At 46.0% G+C, this 17,996-nt stretch carries 17 protein-coding genes; 7 read left to right on the top strand and 10 right to left on the bottom strand.

All coding sequences use genetic code 11. The features are described 5' to 3' along the window. Nucleotides 1–100: 100 nt before the first annotated feature. From CSUNSWCD_RS02030 to mqnE, 5 genes are read right to left on the bottom strand one after another with little or no spacing between them, the layout of a single operon-like run. Nucleotides 101–778 carry a prepilin-type N-terminal cleavage/methylation domain-containing protein gene (locus CSUNSWCD_RS02030; RefSeq protein WP_009493209.1) on the bottom strand — a complete coding sequence of 226 codons (678 nt, stop codon included), beginning with the start codon at nucleotides 776–778 and terminating at the stop codon, nucleotides 101–103. A 12-nt stretch (nucleotides 779–790) separates the two neighbouring features. Beyond that, nucleotides 791–1,990 (bottom strand): membrane protein, encoded by a 1,200-nt coding sequence (locus CSUNSWCD_RS02025; protein ID WP_034964083.1) that lies wholly within the window; start codon nucleotides 1,988–1,990, stop codon nucleotides 791–793. Nucleotides 1,991–2,005: 15 nt separating this feature from the next. Continuing rightward, nucleotides 2,006–2,446, bottom strand: coding sequence for a phosphoribosyltransferase (locus CSUNSWCD_RS02020; protein WP_009493204.1), 441 nt, complete (start codon nucleotides 2,444–2,446; stop codon nucleotides 2,006–2,008). Nucleotides 2,447–2,455: 9 nt separating this feature from the next. Next, on the bottom strand, nucleotides 2,456–3,748 hold the full coding sequence (locus CSUNSWCD_RS02015; protein ID WP_009493200.1) for an NCS2 family permease: 1,293 nt from the start codon (nucleotides 3,746–3,748) through the stop codon (nucleotides 2,456–2,458). A gap of 10 nt (nucleotides 3,749–3,758) precedes the next feature. Continuing rightward, complete coding sequence (gene mqnE / locus CSUNSWCD_RS02010) at nucleotides 3,759–4,829, bottom strand: aminofutalosine synthase MqnE (RefSeq protein ID WP_009493199.1); 1,071 nt, start codon at nucleotides 4,827–4,829, stop codon at nucleotides 3,759–3,761. A 113-nt stretch (nucleotides 4,830–4,942) separates the two neighbouring features. Here mqnE and CSUNSWCD_RS02005 point away from each other — a divergent pair, with 113 nt between their 5' ends. From CSUNSWCD_RS02005 to CSUNSWCD_RS01985, 5 genes are all read left to right on the top strand, one after another. Next, nucleotides 4,943–7,399, top strand: coding sequence for an HD domain-containing protein (locus CSUNSWCD_RS02005; RefSeq protein ID WP_009493197.1), 2,457 nt, complete (start codon nucleotides 4,943–4,945; stop codon nucleotides 7,397–7,399). A gap of 2 nt (nucleotides 7,400–7,401) precedes the next feature. Continuing rightward, nucleotides 7,402–9,237 carry a glutamine--fructose-6-phosphate transaminase (isomerizing) gene (glmS, locus tag CSUNSWCD_RS02000; RefSeq protein ID WP_009493195.1) on the top strand — a complete coding sequence of 612 codons (1,836 nt, stop codon included), beginning with the start codon at nucleotides 7,402–7,404 and terminating at the stop codon, nucleotides 9,235–9,237. A 146-nt stretch (nucleotides 9,238–9,383) separates the two neighbouring features. After that, nucleotides 9,384–9,806, top strand: a complete 423-nt coding sequence (locus tag CSUNSWCD_RS11650) for a hypothetical protein (RefSeq protein ID WP_009493193.1) — start codon at nucleotides 9,384–9,386, stop codon at nucleotides 9,804–9,806. 101 nt (nucleotides 9,807–9,907) lie between these two features. Continuing rightward, nucleotides 9,908–11,044 (top strand): hypothetical protein, encoded by a 1,137-nt coding sequence (locus tag CSUNSWCD_RS01990; RefSeq protein WP_009493190.1) that lies wholly within the window; start codon nucleotides 9,908–9,910, stop codon nucleotides 11,042–11,044. Nucleotides 11,045–11,094: 50 nt separating this feature from the next. After that, nucleotides 11,095–12,153, top strand: a complete 1,059-nt coding sequence (locus tag CSUNSWCD_RS01985) for a hypothetical protein (protein WP_009493187.1) — start codon at nucleotides 11,095–11,097, stop codon at nucleotides 12,151–12,153. A 218-nt stretch (nucleotides 12,154–12,371) separates the two neighbouring features. Here CSUNSWCD_RS01985 and CSUNSWCD_RS01980 read toward each other — a convergent pair whose 3' ends face one another. Continuing rightward, entirely contained in the window at nucleotides 12,372–13,208 is an 837-nt protein-coding gene (locus CSUNSWCD_RS01980) for a tetratricopeptide repeat protein (protein ID WP_244263901.1), read from the bottom strand. A gap of 130 nt (nucleotides 13,209–13,338) precedes the next feature. Between CSUNSWCD_RS01980 and CSUNSWCD_RS01975 the strand changes: the two genes are divergently transcribed. Both CSUNSWCD_RS01975 and CSUNSWCD_RS01970 read left to right on the top strand, forming a co-directional pair. After that, entirely contained in the window at nucleotides 13,339–13,710 is a 372-nt protein-coding gene (locus CSUNSWCD_RS01975; protein ID WP_034964079.1) for an HIT family protein, read from the top strand. After that, on the top strand, nucleotides 13,703–14,554 hold the full coding sequence (locus CSUNSWCD_RS01970) for a cache domain-containing protein (RefSeq protein WP_009493181.1): 852 nt from the start codon (nucleotides 13,703–13,705) through the stop codon (nucleotides 14,552–14,554). The genes CSUNSWCD_RS01975 and CSUNSWCD_RS01970 overlap by 8 nt, the downstream gene beginning before the upstream one ends. Here the strand turns inward: CSUNSWCD_RS01970 and CSUNSWCD_RS01965 are convergent. The 4 genes from CSUNSWCD_RS01965 to CSUNSWCD_RS01950 form a co-directional block, all read right to left on the bottom strand. Next, nucleotides 14,551–15,675 carry a sensor histidine kinase gene (locus CSUNSWCD_RS01965; protein WP_009493179.1) on the bottom strand — a complete coding sequence of 375 codons (1,125 nt, stop codon included), beginning with the start codon at nucleotides 15,673–15,675 and terminating at the stop codon, nucleotides 14,551–14,553. The genes CSUNSWCD_RS01970 and CSUNSWCD_RS01965 overlap by 4 nt on opposite strands. Further along, entirely contained in the window at nucleotides 15,659–16,327 is a 669-nt protein-coding gene (locus CSUNSWCD_RS01960) for a response regulator transcription factor (protein WP_009493176.1), read from the bottom strand. The genes CSUNSWCD_RS01965 and CSUNSWCD_RS01960 overlap by 17 nt, the downstream gene beginning before the upstream one ends. A 125-nt stretch (nucleotides 16,328–16,452) precedes the next feature. Further along, nucleotides 16,453–17,424, bottom strand: a complete 972-nt coding sequence (gene nrfD / locus CSUNSWCD_RS01955) for an NrfD/PsrC family molybdoenzyme membrane anchor subunit (RefSeq protein WP_009493173.1) — start codon at nucleotides 17,422–17,424, stop codon at nucleotides 16,453–16,455. Beyond that, entirely contained in the window at nucleotides 17,417–17,986 is a 570-nt protein-coding gene (locus tag CSUNSWCD_RS01950; protein WP_009493172.1) for a 4Fe-4S dicluster domain-containing protein, read from the bottom strand. Before CSUNSWCD_RS01950 ends, nrfD begins: the two co-directional genes overlap by 8 nt. Nucleotides 17,987–17,996: the final 10 nt, after the last annotated feature.

Raw genomic sequence — 17,996 nt, 5'->3', positions numbered from 1 at the left:
GAAAGTTAAAGGTGGTTTCTCAATTCGTGAGCTGGAATTATACAAGGAAGATGCTTAAAAGAAGCTGAAGGAAAAAGATAATTGTGAAAAAATTTTACAATTAAGAACGGTCAGCAAAAGTAACCTGCAAAAAACCGGTTTCAGGCGCTATAGTTATAGTGGCTTGTCTTTTGGCCGTACTCAAAACTATTTGACAGTTTTGTCCATTGTAAACCAATCTATCATAACCTCTAGCTGCACCACCGCCACCAGGAGTACTTACGCTTCTCATGGGTCTTCCAAACTCGTCAAAAGAGATAGTTTGCAAATTACCATCCCTGCATACCCCACGTAGCTCTACATTGGTTATACCAAATTTTCTTGCCAAATTATATTTACTGCTAGCGTTTGCGCAATTGGCTTTCGAAATGCCGGCCCATCCTGAACTCATAAATTTATTCGGATCCAATGGGTCTCTTGCAACTTCGTTTGCCGAATTTAAATTATCTGTCGCATCTCCATCGTCATGATATACACTATACCTCCATTCGTTTGCACCCTCGCAAAATGAAGCCCTAGTAAAAGTTATACTCCACCTCTTTCTAAACCACCTAGCATCAGTAGGGTCAAATTTACTATCCTGCATCGCTAGGTGCTGAGTATAGCGGATATGCGACATCACTTGATCGGCAGCCTCGGCGATATGATCATCGTTTATTCTCGGTAGCGCAGCGGCAGCTATTATTCCTATTACCACGATCACAACGACAAGCTCTAGCATAGTAAAAGCTTTTTTCATTAAATTTATCCCCTAATCATCTTTTATAATTTTAAAATTTGCGATTTTTACGCCGAATTTATAGACCGCTATATTACCATAATTATCTTTTTGGTCCAAAATTGCTAATCGCAAATTTGCGTCCGGCTGCGTATCTATGCCGTAAAATTTAAGTCTTAAGGCCAATTTATTATCTTCAACAACAATGTTCTCTATACCTTTATTTTTTAATTCTTTTGCAAGTTCTTTTGCTACGTGATATCTATAAACAAAATGTTTGGTCGGATCTTTTAGTACGCCGTAAAGCGTTTCGTTAAAAAGTACAAACAAAAATCCCACAAGCAAAGAAGCCGCCGCAAAAGAAGCTAAAATTTTATACCCGCGTCTAAACATCGGCAGTCTTACACGGTACGAGCTAAAAAATACCCGAACCAAAATCGGCACCGAAATAACGCAAAAAGGCAGGTAGTTTTCGAGCTCCAGACGTTGCCTGATCGACAAAAACAAGCAAAATAAAAATGCCGTTATACAGACGAACCAGAGTAAATTTTTAGCCTCTTTTATCCAAATTCTATACATCGCATAGACAAAATAGACGAAAACAAAAGGCGAAAACGCGGCGGCGAAAATACTCACGGTATCAAGCAGATGGCCTCTTGGTTTGCCGCCCGAGTCAAATCCGTAAAAGTAAAAGCAAAGCGCAAAAAGCAGCGCCGCAACCCACGCCATCTTAGCGTCGCGCCTATAGACGGCAAATATAAAAATGGCCGAAAAATAAACTAAAAACGCGCCGCTAATAAAAGGCAATACGCACAAAAGCGCGTAAAAAGCGAGCATTTTGCGTAGTTGATAGAGATAAATACTTAAAAGCGAAAGCGCGATTATGATGCCGGCGTCATTTACCAAGATTGCCGACGCCATCGTCGCAGGAAGCAGTATAAACACGACCGCGCTTACTACTCGGTCAAATTTGCGTTTTAAAATTTGCTTTGATACCTTATAAAGCAGCGCGACGCTAAAAATGTGGCAAATAACAAAAGGAAGGCGCAAGGCATAGTCGTTTTGCCCAAAAATCCCAACCGAAGCTCTAGCCAAAACGGCTGAAATTTTAGGCGAGTTATAAAACGCATCTGCCTCGTAGTAGCTAATGCTAAGCGTGCTAATCGCATACGACAAAAAGCAAAAATCTATAAGGCAAATGATAAAAAGTAAAAACGTTTCCGAACGCAACATGGCTAAATTTAGGGCTTAAATTTGCTCTTCCCAGAAAAACTCTATCCACTCGTGCGCCTCTCTTACCGTAAAATCAGGCAACAAAAGAGCTTTTCGTTTATAAAAGATAGTCGCGATCTTTAGCTCGATATGCGGAAAGCGCTTTAAAAGCTCTTGCTTGATAGCTACCATACTCTCCCCTGTGTCGATCATGTCGTCCACTATCAAAATTTTATTAAATTTAGACAAATCCGGGACATTAAAGATATCGATGGTATCGAGCTTTTGCGTCTCTTCGTAGTGGATTGAGTTTAGCGTAAAAAGATTGCGATTATTTAGCAAGCTCGCTAAAAAATGCCCCAAAGTAAGCCCGCCGCGAGCGATTGCCAAAATCACCTCTGGCTCGAAATTTGCTTTGATATCCCGCGCCATTATTTTTACGTCTTTATGAAATTCCTCAAACGGATACTTCAGCATACTTTCTCCTTAATGCACTAAAAATACTATAAAACTAATGAGCGCAAGCACGATGACGCCTATATTTACGTATTCCCACTCGCGCCTCATGATACGAACCAGCAAATACGCCATAAATCCAAACGAAAGTCCAGTCGTGATCGAGTACGTAAGCGGCATCAAAATAACTATCAAAAACGTCGAAATAGCGATAGCCGGATCTTTAAAATTTATATTTCCAAGCTCACTAAACATCAGCACGCCGACCATCACGAGTATAGGATATATCGCGTTTGAAGGTATCGCTTTAAAAAGCGGCAACATAAAAATCGTAAGCACGAAAAATAGCCCACAAAATACAGCCGTTAGCCCAGTCTTGCCGCCCTCTTCTACGCCGCTAGCGCTCTCGGCAAATGACGTCGTCGTACTAACGCCTACTAGCGAACCAACCATCGTGGCTACCGCGTCGGCTTCGAGAGTTTTTTCTAGTTTTTCGACGCCTTTTTGATTGCTCTCGTCAAAGATCCCCGCTCTGTTTCCCACGCCAGCTAGCGTGCCGATAGAATCGAAAAGGTCGGTCACAAAAAATGTAACGATCACCGGAAGCAACGCAAAAGATAACGCGCCCATGATGTCAAGCTCTAAAAATATAGGCGATATCGAAGCCGGTAGCGAGATAAATTCTTTCGGATACGGCGCGATACCGAAAATCCAAGCGATCACCGATGTAGTTAAAACCGCGATGATAAAGGCGCCTTTGACCTTCCATGCCCAAAAAAGTATAACGAAAAATAGTCCCACAAAGCCCAAAATAACGTTTGGATCTTTTAAATTTCCAAGTCCGACCAGCACCGCGTCGTTATTTACGACTACGCCCATTTGCTGAAGTCCGACAAAGGCGATAAAGGCGCCAATGCCCGCGCTTATCGAGCGTCTGACATCATCGGGGATGGACTTTAAGACCCAGATTCTAAAATTCGTAAAAGATAGCACGACGAAAATTATACCCGAGATGAAAACCACGCCCAGAGCCGTCTGCCATGGTATCTGCATACCAAGCACGAGGCCAAAGGTAAAATACGCGTTTAATCCCATTCCCACGCTCATGGCTACAGGCGTGTTCGCCCACAGGCCGTTTAGCACGGTAGCGATTACTGTTATAAGCGCCGTAGCCGTAATGAGCGCATCCATCGGCATGCCCGTTTTGCTCATGATTATCGCGTTTACGGGCACGATGTACATCATCGTTAAAAAGGTCGTGAGTCCCGCGCTAAACTCGGTCTTTACGCTAGTGCCATTTTGCTTGAGTTTAAAAAAATCCAATTCCGCCTCCTTAGTTATCGTAAATTTTTAGCTCGTTATACAAGCTATCTCGCTCGACCGGTACAAATCCCGACGTCTGAATGAGATCGGTAAAATTTCTAAGACTCATACCGCTTGCCGATTTCGCTCCGGCCGCGCTTTGGATGCTCTCTTTTTCTATCGTGCCGTCTAGATCGTCAGCGCCAAATTCCTGTGCAACCATAGCCAAATTTATAGTCGAGGTCGCCCAGTATGCCTTGATGTGCGCGACATTATCGAGCACCAGACGCGAGATAGCAAAGGTCTTTAAAATTTCGGCCGAGCCGGGATAGTTTTCCACTTTTAGATAGTTGTTGTCGCGCTGATAAACCAGCGGGATAAAGGCGTTAAATCCGCCCGTCTTATCCTGCAAATCGCGAATCCGCAGCATATGATCGATGCGGTTTTGCCTGCTTTCTACGTGGCCAAACAGCATCGTAGCGTTGCTTTGCTTGCCTTTTTCGTGCCAAAGGCGGTGGATTTTGAGCCAGTTTTCCGAGCTCACCTTGCCTTTGCAAATTTTACGCCTAACCTCTTCGTCAAAGATCTCCGCTCCGCCGCCAGGCATTGAGTCCACGCCGTATTCGAGCATCTTTTCCACGACTTCTTCGTAGCTAAGGCCGTGTTTTCGCGAGAGGAAATCTACCTCCGCCGCAGTTAGAGCCTTGACGTGGATTTGCGGGTATTTTTCCTTGATTTTTTTAAAAATTTCCAAATACCACTGCCACGACGTCTCAGGGTTGTGCGCCGAGACGATATGTATCTCTTTTGCGCCGCCGGCGACGCTTTTTTCGACGATTTTTAGTATTTCCTCGTGACTCATCGTATATGGGTTTGGATTTTTGCGGTTTGCCGAAAATGCGCAAAATTTACACACGTCCGCGCAAATGTTGGTCGGATTTATATGCCGATTTACGTTAAAAAATACCTTTTTGCCGTGCAGTTTTCGCCGTTTGGCATTTGCGAATTTACCCAGCGTAAAAAGGTCTAGGTCGTATAAGCCGGCGCATTCGTCCGCGTCCAGACGTTCGCCGCTTTGGAGCTTTTCTATTAAATTTGTCAAATTTTATTCCGAAAATAGATATTAAACGGCGATTATATGTTAAAAAAGCTTTGTTTTTGCAAAATTTTAGTATCATCGGATAAAAATTTACACAAAAAGACGGCGGTAAAAAAGTGGCTTTAAAAGGAAATTTAAGCGGCGTTTTGGGCGGCGCAAATTTGGCCTCGCAGCTAAAAAAGCTTCAGGGCAAGGGTTTTGCAAATTTCATCGCAAAGCAAAGCGACGAGCTGATAAAAGCTCTGTGCACGCGGGTTTTGGACGAGATTTTTGCGGATTTTAACCCGGACGTCGATTTTATCCCGTTTTGCGTCATCGCTACCGAAAAATACGCCGACAATCTCATCTCTACTAGCTCGGTTTTAGAAATTTTAATCGTCTTTAAAGAAAACGCGGGCTTTAACGTCAAATTTATCCTAAAAAAGCTAGTCGCCGCGCTGGAGGGCTCAAATTTAAAGCTAAATATTAAAATTTGCGAGCTGGACGAAATTTACGAAGCGCACAAAAACGACCACAAAGCAAAGGCTGCGTTTAGCCGTATCCGCTACATCTGCGGCTCGCGTACGCTCTATAAGGCCGCACGCTCACAGATTTATAAAACTCGCGAGTTTAACGCGCAAGAAAATCTCAAATTTTATGCCAAAAATCTAGGCGCCTTTAACGAGATCCCAAACATAAAGCAAGAACCCGATCTTAAAAACGACCTGGGCGGTACGAACGACATATACTACTTAAACTGCGCTCTAAACGGCTTTGAAAACGAGATTAGCATGCGCTCGCAGGCTCTAAAATTTATCGACGAAAAGGAGCTTAGTGCACTAAATTTGGCGACTGATTTTATCCTCTGCGTAAAATCGGCGCAAAATTTGACTCTAGGCTCGGACGTTTTCGCCCCCGCAAAGCTAAACGAGATCACAGCGCTCATGCAAACCAAGTCTAAAAAAACGCAAGAAAACAGCAGCGTCATCTCGCAAAAGCTCTTTTCCTGCATGCATTCAGTCGCCGTTTTTTCGCGCTATCTGGTTTCTAGCTTTTACAGGAGCAAATTTACAAGCGGGGCTAAATTTAGCGAACTACGAGCCGCACGACTAAAAAACGGATTTTATAGATTTGAAAATACCATTTATGTCCCACTCCACGTCCGCGCTAGGCCGCTAAACGCCGTACTAAAGCAGCTTTTGGCTCTTGGCGATGCGGAGTATAAATTTGACGTTGGGACGATCTTTTACCTAAAACGCGCGCAAATCAGCAAAGAAGACGCCGAGGATTCGCTGGTGCTTTTTAGAAAAATTTTGATGCGAAACCACGCTCATTGCATTATCAAAGCGCTTTTGGATGCGGAGATTTTGCCCGTTTTGGTTAAGCCGCTCGAACACGCCGTAAATTTAGCCGAATTTGACGGCTACCATAAATTTAGCGTCGGCGAGCACTGCGTGCTAAGCGTCAAATTTGCCGAAAATATCAAAGATAAATTCGTAAAATCACTCTACGACGAGCTTTGTATCGAGGGACGAACACTGCTAAAGCTAGCTTTGCTGCTACATGACGCGGGCAAGGGGCTAGGCGGCGATCACTCGGTCGTGGGCTCAAATATTTTCCGCGCCTACGCCGCAAAGCTAAATTTGAGCGCAAAGGCCGTAAATATCGGCGTTACGCTCGTGCGCTACCACACGCTGATGAACGACGTGGCAAACCGCGAGGACATCTACGATCAGCGCACGATTTTTAGCTTTATCTCAAAACTAGGCGACCCGCAAACCCTAAAGCTCTCCTACATCGTCGCTTATTGCGTGATAAATGCAACCGACGAAAAGCTCTATACGCCCTATCTGGCGCGACTTTTGCGCGAGCTTTACGGCATTTGTTTGCAAAGCTTCGAGGATGAAAATCTGCTTGATGAAGCTTCAAGGCGCGTAAAAAAGGAGCTTAGTATCAGGAGAAACGCTAAATTTGCGGCTTTAAACGAAAATTTGAGAGAAAAAATTTTCGCTATCAGGTCAAATTTGCTCTTTGCCAAATACCAACCAGCAGATATCATCGGCATCGCCTGGGCCGCACAAAACGCCGATAAACTAAGCGTGCAAGTACAAAATCACCAAAGCCTAAGCATCGAAATTTACGCGCAAAACTATCCAAATTTAGCCGTTTTGCTCTCGGCTCTGGCGCATCTGGATCTTGGTTTTATGGAGATTTTCGAGCTATTTGACGGTAAATTTTACGTCAAACTAGAGTTTAACAAAAACGTAAAATCAAGCGAGCTAGAAACTTTAAAAAACCTCATCGAAATCTCGCTAAAAAGTGGTGCCTCAGCGCAGATAAATCGCCCGACAATACTAAAAGGCGAGCTAAATTTTGACCCAAACCACTCGCAAGAGTACGCAAAGCTGGGCATAAACGCGAAAGATCAGCGCGGACTGATGGCTTACGTATTGGGAGTTTTTAAGGAATTTGATGTAAAAATAGCCAACGCCAGAATCCAAACCGTAAAAAATAGGACGCGAAATTTGCTGCTTATCGAAAAGCGCGAGGGCGTGGATTTGGGCGAAATTTTAAAATTATTAGAAAGCGAGTAAACATGTGCGGAATCGTCGGTTACGTCGGCAATAGAGAAAAAAGGGAGTTTATTTTAAACGGATTAAAAGAGCTTGAGTACCGCGGCTACGATAGCGCAGGCATGGCGGTGATGAGTCTAGAGGGCGGTTGCGACAAATGCACGCAAGAAATCGCCTTTTTTAAAGCCATCGGCAAGCTTGAAAATTTAGCCAAAAAATCAGAGGGCTTTAGCTCTAGCGGCGAGGGCGTCGCGATCGGACACACTCGCTGGGCTACGCACGGCAAACCTACCGAGATCAACGCTCACCCGCACCTAGGCGAGCACTCTTTCGTCGTTCATAACGGCATCATCGAAAACTACAAAGAGCTAAAAGAGGAGCTTGAAGCAAAGGGCGTTAGCTTCCTTAGCCAAACCGACACCGAGGTTATCGTGCATCTTTTTGAGGAAAATTTAAAAACTATCGGCGAGCCGTTTAAAGCATACGAGGCTACGGTAGCGCGCCTACACGGTGCTTACGCGACGCTGCTTATCACCAAAACGGCTCCTGGCAAAATTTTCTTCGCCAAGGACGCCGCGCCGCTAGCTATCGGCAAAAGCGAGGGCAAAGAGGTATTTTTCGCCTCATCAGACGCCCCGCTGATCGGCCTAGCCAAAGAGGTATGCTACCTTGACGACAAAAGCTACGGATTTGTAAGTCTAGACGAGATCGCGGTTTTTAAAGACGCAAAAAAAATAAGCCCTAGCTTTGCCGCGCTGCCTGCGGATAAAAGCTACGCGCAAAAAGAAGGCTACCGCTTTTTTATGGAAAAAGAAATTTACGAACAAAGCGCGGTCGTCTCAGAAACTCTGATGGGACGCGTCAAAGAGGATGCGGTAGGTCTTGAAAATTTAACCGACGAGTATCTACGAAATATCGATGATATCGTGATCTGCGCATGCGGCACGAGCTATCACGCAGCTCTTACGTCTAGCTATCTTTTTGAGAGGCTAGCAGACGCTAGAGCCAAGGTCGAGATCGCGAGCGAATTTCGCTACAGGCGCCCAAAACTAAACAAAAACGCTCTTTTTATCGTCATCTCGCAAAGCGGCGAGACGGCCGACACCCTAGAGGCACTAAAAATCGCCAAGCAAGCGGGGCTAAAGACGCTAGCTATCTGCAACGTCGATAACTCCTCGATCGTGCGCCTAGCGGACGACACGCTGCTAACTCGCGCCGGCATCGAAAAGGGCGTAGCCAGCACCAAAGCCTTCGCCACGCAGGTCGTGACGCTGTGGATGCTAGCGCTGCAAATCGCGCAGGCTAAGGCATCAATAAGCAAAGACGAACTAAAAAGCGAGATCGCAGCACTCCTGCACGTTCCGCAAATTTTAAACATCAGCAAAGAGCCGCAAGAGCGCATCCGCCGCCTAGCCAAGCACTATTTGCACGGCCACGGCTTCTTTTTTATCGGGCGAGATATATTCTACCCGCTAGCACTCGAAGGCGCACTAAAGCTCAAAGAGATCTCCTATCTGCACGCCGAGGGCTATCCTGCGGGCGAGATGAAGCACGGCCCTATCGCGCTTGCCGATGAGAGGCTCTTTACGATCGCGCTAATGCCAAAAACCATACTCTACGACAAAACCAAGAGCAACGTAGAGGAGCTCGCCGCCCGCGATGCATATATACTTGCGATTAGCCCCGAGGAGTTCGAGCTTAGCGATGATTTTATCAAAACGAGCAAGCAAGCTCACCCGATGAGCGAGTTTTTCGAGATGATGATTATCTTGCAGCTTTTTGCGTTAGAGATCGCCGTGAGGCTAGGCAACGACGTGGATATGCCGCGAAACCTCGCTAAAAGCGTGACGGTAGAGTAAATTTAGTAGGCGAAATTTGACGGGCGACGACGCTAAATTTCGCTTTTAATCCTGATCTGCAAATTTAGGCGAGAGGTTGCCCGCCTAAATTTCTCTCAAATTTTATTCTAAATTTAAATGCAAATTTATCGGCGCCCAGGAGCATCATGCAAAATTTAAACGAAAAATACGAAATTTATCAAAAGAGGCTAGATAAAAAAGCACTCCGCCTCACGTCGCTGATGAACGACGCAAAATGGCTTAAGCTTTGCGAAATTTTAGAGAACTCTGACTGCAAGGGCTTACACATAAAACTGCTATCAAGCGGCGAGGAAATCACGCTCATCTGCGGTTTTGGGTGCTTACAGGACGGGTATTTTGACTGCGCCAACGGAGCTATTTTGTTTAAAGACTTGCACTGGGTTTTCGTGCCTAAATTTTACGAGCAAACGCGTATGAACAGAACCGAAAAGCTTGCCTCAAATTTTATCCCAAATCCGCTTGAAGCGGTACTAGAGGCCGTTACGAAGGCGGGTAAATTTGACTACGAAATAGACGAAAGCGGACTAAAATTTTACGGATATAGATAAATTTGCGCCATCAAACGGCGTCAAATTTAAAACCGTGCTCGCTCGCCAAATGCTGCAAAATTTGATAAAATTTGACGAACTTTAAAACCAAAGGAGCAATTATGAGCGCTCATCTATGCCCAAAATGCGGCGAAAACACGATCTACTTCGACGGCATCTGCCACTCGTGCAGCCAAAGGCAGAGGCGGGATGAAATTTTAAACCTAAGCGCGGACGAAGTAGAAGCGATGATCCTAAAAATAGCGGACCGCATAGACGAGATCGAAAAATGGGATGAGATTTGCAATGATTTTTGGGCGATTTTTAGCCTGCTGGGCATCCACGATCCAAGGATCGCTAGAGCCGCGGCGGCAAAGGAAATCTATTATCCGCCAGAGCTCTACTTCAGCGCGCCGGACGACGTAAAAGACGCACTCGTAGCAAAGCTAAACTCGCTAGAGGATAACTCCAAAAATGTGCTAAATCACCTACTTTGCGCGCTTGCGTGGCAGGGCGACGAGCAGACGGCGGAGCTTTTTTACGAGCTGTATAAAAACCCGAGGCCGTGGCGTAAAAAGCTCCATGTGGGCACCGAGTTTTACGCAAAAATCGGCGGATGGGCGTTTGATGAGACGGGCGAGCGAAAATCTCTCGTTTTTGACAAATGCCTCACCGCAGTGCGCGTAAAAGATGGCAAGCGCGCGAGCCAAGACACAAATTTAAACCCAAACCAAAACGCGGATGAGCCCGTGCAAATCGGCGAGTCTACAGGCCAAAAGTGCGAGTTTTGCGGCTGTGAGATGCTTGATATGCTGCGCCTAAAGGCCACTGAGCCGCAGCTTGCGTTTTTAAATTTAAAGCACGACGCGATCTTTCGCTGCTGCCCGACCTGCGTCGGCTCGGTCAGATATTTTTGCAAACGCGGCCCAGACGGCGAGATAGAGCTAAGCCATGATGGCGAAGGATTTGACGAAAGCTACTTTTCGCAGGAGGATTTTGCGCGGCTGTGCGGTATGAAATTTAAGCTAGGCGGCGAAGTTTCCCCGTTTTACAGCTGCTTTAGCGAGCTTGATACGACCGTGGGCGGCTATCCGCAGTGGGTACAGGACGCCGAGTATCTAACCTGCCCTAGTTGCGGCAGGACGATGAAGCATCTAGCACAGATCCCATTTGGCGAGATGATACAGGGCGAGGGGGTCATATACGTGCAAATTTGCGATAAATGCGAGGTTTTGGGTGGTTGCTTTCAGTGCACGTGAGGCAAATTAATCAGCTATAATGCGAGTAAATTTTGATTTAAGGAGAAAATATGGGGTTATTTGGTTTTGGTAAAAAGGCTGAAAAAGCGCAAATTCCAAGCACTTTTGCCGACAGGGTGGATAAATTTTGGGCGGAATTTAGCGGCGTGATAGATGAGATCAAGGCTGATCTAGCGGCAAAAGAGTTTGAAAAGGCGATGCAAAAGACCGATGAGAAGCTTCGTATCTGCCTTGCAGAGCCATACTTTATGACGGGGCTCGCGGGTGATAAGCTCGATTTGGTGCTAACTCCCGAAGGCATGAGACACCGCCTATTTTGGCTAAGCTTCATCAAAAACGCTATGCCTAGGCAGCTCGAGGGCAGAATGCTCTGCACGCTCGGAAAGCCGCGTGCGCCGCGAGGTATCGGCGGGATCGAGATGTACGATACGCGCGTAAACGCCGAGGAGTCGATGATCTACGCACAGTTTAACGAAACCGACGTGGATATCAAAATTTACAACGAAAACCTAGCGGCTCTGCTCGCGCAGGACGAGGGTAAGGCTTATAACCTTAGCTTTATCCTGCTTGACAATATGATCGGCGAAACGGCGATCATAAATACGCTAGGCGAGCTTGAGGTGCTAGCCGAGCCCGAAGAAAACGGCGTGCCGCTAAGCGAATTTGCCGATCTGATCGATGAGAAATTCGGCGAAAAAGCCGCGTGCGAACCGCTAAAGAATTTTTTCAGCTATGAGATGGAGCCGCGCGGAAGCGAGGTGCGCGAGGACGTGATCGTAGGCACCACCTGCCTAACGGCCATCGTAAATCAGTACCTAAACGGCGAGCGCGACATCTACAATGAAGCTTTCGAGCTTGGCATCAAATTTTGCTTTCTTAGCATCGATAACGGCGGCGACGTGCAGGCGGGCTTTGATCTGCGAAACAAGATCGAGGACGAGGAGCTAGAGGGCTGCAGCTCGTTTCTAGAGATAATCGGCGGTGCAACGGGGCAAAGGCGCGCATACATCGATCTCATCTGCTATGACGAGGAAAAGCTGAAAGACAAAGTAAACGAGCTTTGCAAAAAATATAGCGCGAATATACAAATCCACGACTTTAAGCGGTAAATTTAGCTACGGGCGTCAAATTTATTTTGGATTTGCGCGCCCGCACCCTTTTATTTTTGGCGCTAAATTTTGCTTTTGATATTGGTTGCGACGGACTACTCAGCCCGTTTCTGTCCGCTCAAGGCAACATTTAGCAAGATCCTAGCACGTATGGCTCTAACCCGCCACAATAGCTGTTTTTTAAATTTACAGTAGCAGGGCTTATTTCCCCACTCATCTCAACGCAAATTTTTTAGATACTGGCACGCGCTAAATTCTCCGAGCTTACAACCCCGATCGTAAAGTTCTTTGGCCGCGTTTTTATTCTTTTCTGCGCCCATGCCTTTTTCGTAGGCAAAGCCCAAATTTGAGCAGGCTAGCGCACTCGCGCCCGAACAAGCGTTAGTAAAGAGCACAACGGCTCTTTCGTAGTCTTTTTCTACACCCTCGCCCTTAAAATAGCAAACCCCAAGATCGGCGCAAGAGTCCACGTGTCCGCGCTCGCACGAGGCCGCAAATATCTGCGCCGCCCTTGCGGCGTCCTTTTCTACGCCGTCGCCTAGCGCGTAGCTTAGAGCGAGATTATAGCACGCCGTTTCCTCGCCTAGCTCGCAGGCTTTGGCAAACAGTTCGTTCGTTTTTTTGCCGTCGGGATAGACGCCAAGCCCCTTGACGTAGCTGTACGCCAGGCTCGCGCACCCCTCGCCTACGCCTTTTTCGCAAGCTTTAGCAAAAAGCTCGTTTGCCTTTTTGTGATCTTGCACCGTGCCCTGCCCGCTTTGGTAAAGTAGCCCCAGATACACACAGGCTTTGTCCGCGCCCAGCCCGCAAGCTTTGTCGTAGTATCGTACGGCTTTTGTAAACACCTTATCAAACTCGTAAAAATATCCCAGCCCCGCGCAATACATCGCGTTTTTCTCGCCGCCTTCATCGCAGGCAAGCTCTAAGTTTTTAATCGCGAGCGAGAGTCTTTTGCAAATCTCGTCGTTTCCCTTCTTGCACTCGTTGCTAAGATCGGCCAGCTCGCCGCCAAAAGACAGCGCCGCAAAAAATATGAGCGAAATCAAACGTCTCATAAGCTCAAATTTCCTTTCAAATTTTATAAATTGACCGCCGTAAAACGCCGAAGCCAAAATGCCTGAAGTATAAATTTAAAAAGATTAAAATTCAAATTTGGCTAAAATCGCTATCAAAAAGGAGCTTAAAATGATTTTTGAAGACGAGCTGATTTTCGTCGAGCGTGAAACGAGCGAGGTACCGTGGGTAAAAATTTTTACCAAAACGCCGTTTAGGGAGCTCACCGACTGCGACGAAGCAACGCAAAAAAGGGTATTTGAAGCGGTTTTAACAACCGAAAAAGTAATGAGAAAATTTTATAATCCCACGAAAATAAACATCGCAAGCTTTGCAAACTACGTGCCGCGCGTGCATTTTCACGTGATGGCGAGATTTGAGAGTGATAGCTTTTTCCCCGAGTCTATGTGGGGCAAAAAGCAACGCGAAGGCGAGCTAAATTTGCCCGATTTTGCCGAATTTTCTCAAATTTTAGCGCTCGAGCTAGGCAAAGAGCGTGAATAAAAAAATACTTCTAACGCTCGCGTTTCTTGTAGTAGCAGGTGTTTTAGCGGTCTATAAGGCGCGCTGGGACGAGCAGACGCAGACGGAAAATATCAAAAAATTTCTCGACTTTCAAACGCAAATTTTAAATAAAAACATAGAAGAGGAAAAACTCTCCGCGATGACCGTTGCGACGCTGCTAGCGCAAAACGAGCACGTGAAAAAATGTATGAGCCAAAATAATCGTCAGATGTGCTTAGAGACGCTTGGCAAATTTACCAAAACGCTAAGCAAGGTGCCGATTTACGAAAATGCCAAATTTCACATCCATACACCTGAGATGAGGAGCTTTGCTAGGAGCTGGATACCGCTATATAACGACGATCTAACGAACTTTCGCCACCTACTAGCCGAGGCTAAAAACGGCGTAGCCGCAGGCATCGAGGTCGGTCGCGCGGGTGTTTTTATCAGATCCGTCGCGCCGATATTTGAGGATAAAAAGATGCTGGGCAGTATCGAAGTGCTGCTTGATTTTAAGCATTTGAGTGACTTTTTCGCACAGCAAGGGCTAGGCCTTTTCGTACTACTCGACGCTAGCGCCCACTCGCCGTATCAAAACAGCAGCGACGAGGGTATCATCGAAGGCTTTCATTTCGTAAATAAGAGCTATGCAAATTTAAACGTCTTGCCGATGCTAAAGGATATAAAATTTAAAAGCGGCGGATTTTATCAGACGGATTCGCATGCCTTTACCGTCCAGCCTATGAACGACGCAAAGGGCGAGCGAGTGGGGTATTTCGTGATTTATTTTAACTCCGACTCAAAAGAGCGAAATTTAGCAAAACTCGGCGTTTGGTTTGACTAGTCAAGCAGGCTTTTTGAGTATGGCGAAAATTTGTAGGTAAAGACGCTGCCTTTGCCCAGTTCGCTTTTAACGCCGTACTCTACGCCGTTTTTCACGCAGATACTTTGCACGATATTTAGCCCTAGTCCAAAGCCGCCCTGCACGCCCTCGTCTCTAACGTAGCGTTTCCAAATTTTACTCGTGTCTTTTATGCCTTCGCCCTCGTCCTCGACTACGAGCACGATTTTGCCGCTTTTTTCAAAAAGGCGTAAATTTATTATTCCTCCTTCGCGGCTGTATTTTACGGCGTTGCTTAGGTTGTTATCGATCAGTCTGCCCGCCTCTATCTTGCTCATAAAAATTTGCAAATCAGGCTCGACGAAGTCGTAAATTTTGATATTTTTCGCCATCGCGATACCTCGCATATACCGCGCTCGCTCGAGGCTAAATTCGCTCAAATTTAAAATCTCGGGCGGAAATAAAATGTATCCGCGCTTGATGTAGTACTCGGTGTCCTCGTAGGTAACTTGCATCTGCTTTAGGGCCGAGCGCATGCGGGTGACGTATTTGTTATCAAGGCCCAGCATCTCAAGGTTTATGCCGATGATGCCCAGCGGCGTTTTTAGCTCGTGCATCGCGTCGTTAAAAAAGTTATTCATATATTTTTTAGCGTCTTTATACGGCTTTATCCCGCTAACAAACGACAGATAAAGCGCGAAAAATACGACCACGAGCGCAAATGCTAGAGTTAGAGCCGTGACGAATAAAATCCTAGCCGCGTTTTGCTTTTTGGCTAGCACGAGATAATAAAACTCGCCGTCCGCGCTAAAATAGGTCTTGTAAAAAAGATGGCCGTTTTCTTGGCGGGTGATAAATTTTAAATTGCTCGGGCGCGCGTCTAAATTTGAGACGACTTGCTTTTCTTTGAGATCAAAAACGCCGTATCTATATGTGAGCGAGATAGGCAAAGTCTCGTTTTTATCGAGCGCTTTGCGGATTTTACCCTCGTACTCGAGTAGCTCGAACATATTTTTTGAGTATTCGTCTTTGGAGCTTAAATTTATAATCTCATAGCTTTGAAATATAAACAAAGCCATGATAATAAACGTGGCTAAAATAGGGATTTTAAGATTTTGAAACATCTATCTTATAGCCTAGTCCGCGCGCTGATTTTATAAACTCCGGAGTCGTTTTTTGACGGATTTTTAGTATGTGCATGCGCACATCGGCTGGGTCGATTTCCTTGTCGTTCCACACCTCGGCGCGTAGTCGCTCGATGCCTACGAAGCTGTTTTTATGAAATAGCAAGCACTCGATGATCGCAAATTCTCTCGTACTTAGCTCAACCGCTTCGCCTTTAAATTTGAGCCGCTTTTTAGCGGTATCGAGGCTAAAGTTTTCGTCGATAGCGATCAAGTTTTTATCGTCTCTGCCGTGATATTTTCGCATTAGCTCGTTTACTCTAAATTTTAGCTCGGCTAGCTCAAAGGGCTTTTTTAGATACTCGTTACAGCCCAGCTCGTATCCGACCGCCATATCGTCTATATCCACTAGCGAGGTCATTATCATTATGGGCGTTTCACAGCCGATATCTTTGGCGTATTTTATCACCTCGTGTCCGCTGATATGCGGGACCTTGATGTCAAGGATCAGCAAGTGATAAAAGCCCGCCGCTATCTTATCGCAGGCGACCTTGCCATCGGCAGCCTCATCCACCTCGTAGCCAAGACTTTCTAGGTATTCGCTAACGCTCTCACGATATACGAAGTCGTCTTCAAGCAGTAAAATTTTCATAAATTCTCCGAATTTTATCGCAATATTTTAAGGTAGATGATAGCTAAAAATGATTTTGGATCGTCTGAATTTAAAAAGGCTCGGCGAGTTGGCCGAGCCTAATATGGTCAAATTTAACCTAAATTTCACGCACCCGTGAAAACTTGACCGGCATAAACTATATAGTATCTTAGCATCACGACGCCGCAGATAACTACAAGAGAGTTTGCTATGATGTAGCCCACTCTATAAGCGTGATTTTTAAGAGCCGTTAGCGCTATGGTGATAGGCGTTAAAAGTCCGATGCCAACAACGCCTATCCAAAAGATTAACGCGTATTGTCCAGTGCTTAGAGCTTGTTTTGCGGCAACCGCGCTAGCTCCGCCCTCGAAATATAGTCCCAAAAATAGTATCGCGATAAGCGGTATCTCAAAAAGTACGGCGCGCAAGTCCATAACCAAAAGGTACTTCACATTGTCTTCGTTAAGAAGGTGTTTGAAGCACAAAAGGCCAACCAAGATGTTCGTCGCTACGCCTGAGCTAAAGCCTGAGGTTAGGAACAAGATCGGCAGAATCGGCGTGTTCCAAAGCGGAAGCTTCGTAATCGCACTAAGCAAAAAGCCCGTATATATACCCACGCCGATCGCAAGGCCGAAAAGCGCCATCTCGACTATCTTTGAAAGCGGCGCAAAAGAACGAATCAGCCTAGAAATAGGACGTAAAATCGCTAGAATTTTATACTTTTCTATCTCTTCTTCGAAAATAATCACCGCAAAAAGGTAAGCCAGCGGCGTATAAAGCAGCAATAATGCAACGCCGATAGACATAACCGAACCAAAGTTATACTTAATCAAAATCCAGTAAAAGCTAAGCGGTTTGCCAAGGTCAAGCACCAAAAGCGCAAGGCCCACGGTAATCGTTATAGGAGCTACTAGAGCGCCTGCCTTTACCATCGCGTCCCAGATGCTGCCGTCTTGTTTTTTGTGGTAGTTCCACTTAATCAGCAATGCAACCATCATCGCGCCTGCGGACAAGCCCGCCAAAAATAGATAAACCGCTATCGGCCACGGCCAGTAAATTTCATTATATTGCGCTACGCTTCCCCACATATTATTCATGGCTTCCTCCTTTGCGGTTAGCTATCATAGCAAGCTTGGGTTTGGTTTTAAGCTCGGCTTTAGGATAGTAGTGAGATTTGGTATTTAAAATTTTACTAACTTCGCTGTTTGGATCGTTTATATCGCCGAATGCCAAAGCATCGGTCGGACAAACGGTCACGCACGCAGGCTGCTCGCCAATGCTTACTCTAGTTTCAAAGCAAAACGTACATTTGCCTATCTCGCCGGTTTTTGGTTCGACGTAGCGAGCGTCGTAAGGACAGGCTAGGATGCAGTATTTGCAAGATACGCAAGTAGAGTGATCTAGCAGCACTATGCCCTCCGCCGTCTGAAAGCTAGCTCCCGTAGGGCAAACGGTCACGCACGGAGCGTCCTCGCACATCACGCAACTGTGTCTGCTAAAGTCGGTTTTTAAATTTGGAAATTTGCCCTTTATCTGCGAATGGACTTGAAGTCTAAAAACGCCTCTAGGCACTTCGTTTTCGCTCCTGCAAGCCACCGAGCACGCTTGGCAGCCTATGCAGAGGTTTTCGTCATGTATCATTCTATACGCTTTTTTCATCTTTTTTCCT

Source organism: Campylobacter showae CSUNSWCD, from assembly GCF_000313615.1.
Classification (GTDB): Bacteria; Campylobacterota; Campylobacteria; order Campylobacterales; family Campylobacteraceae; genus Campylobacter_A; species Campylobacter_A showae_A.
Note: the sequence above shows the minus strand (reverse complement) of the source record. Positions and strands in the feature narration are given on the sequence as shown.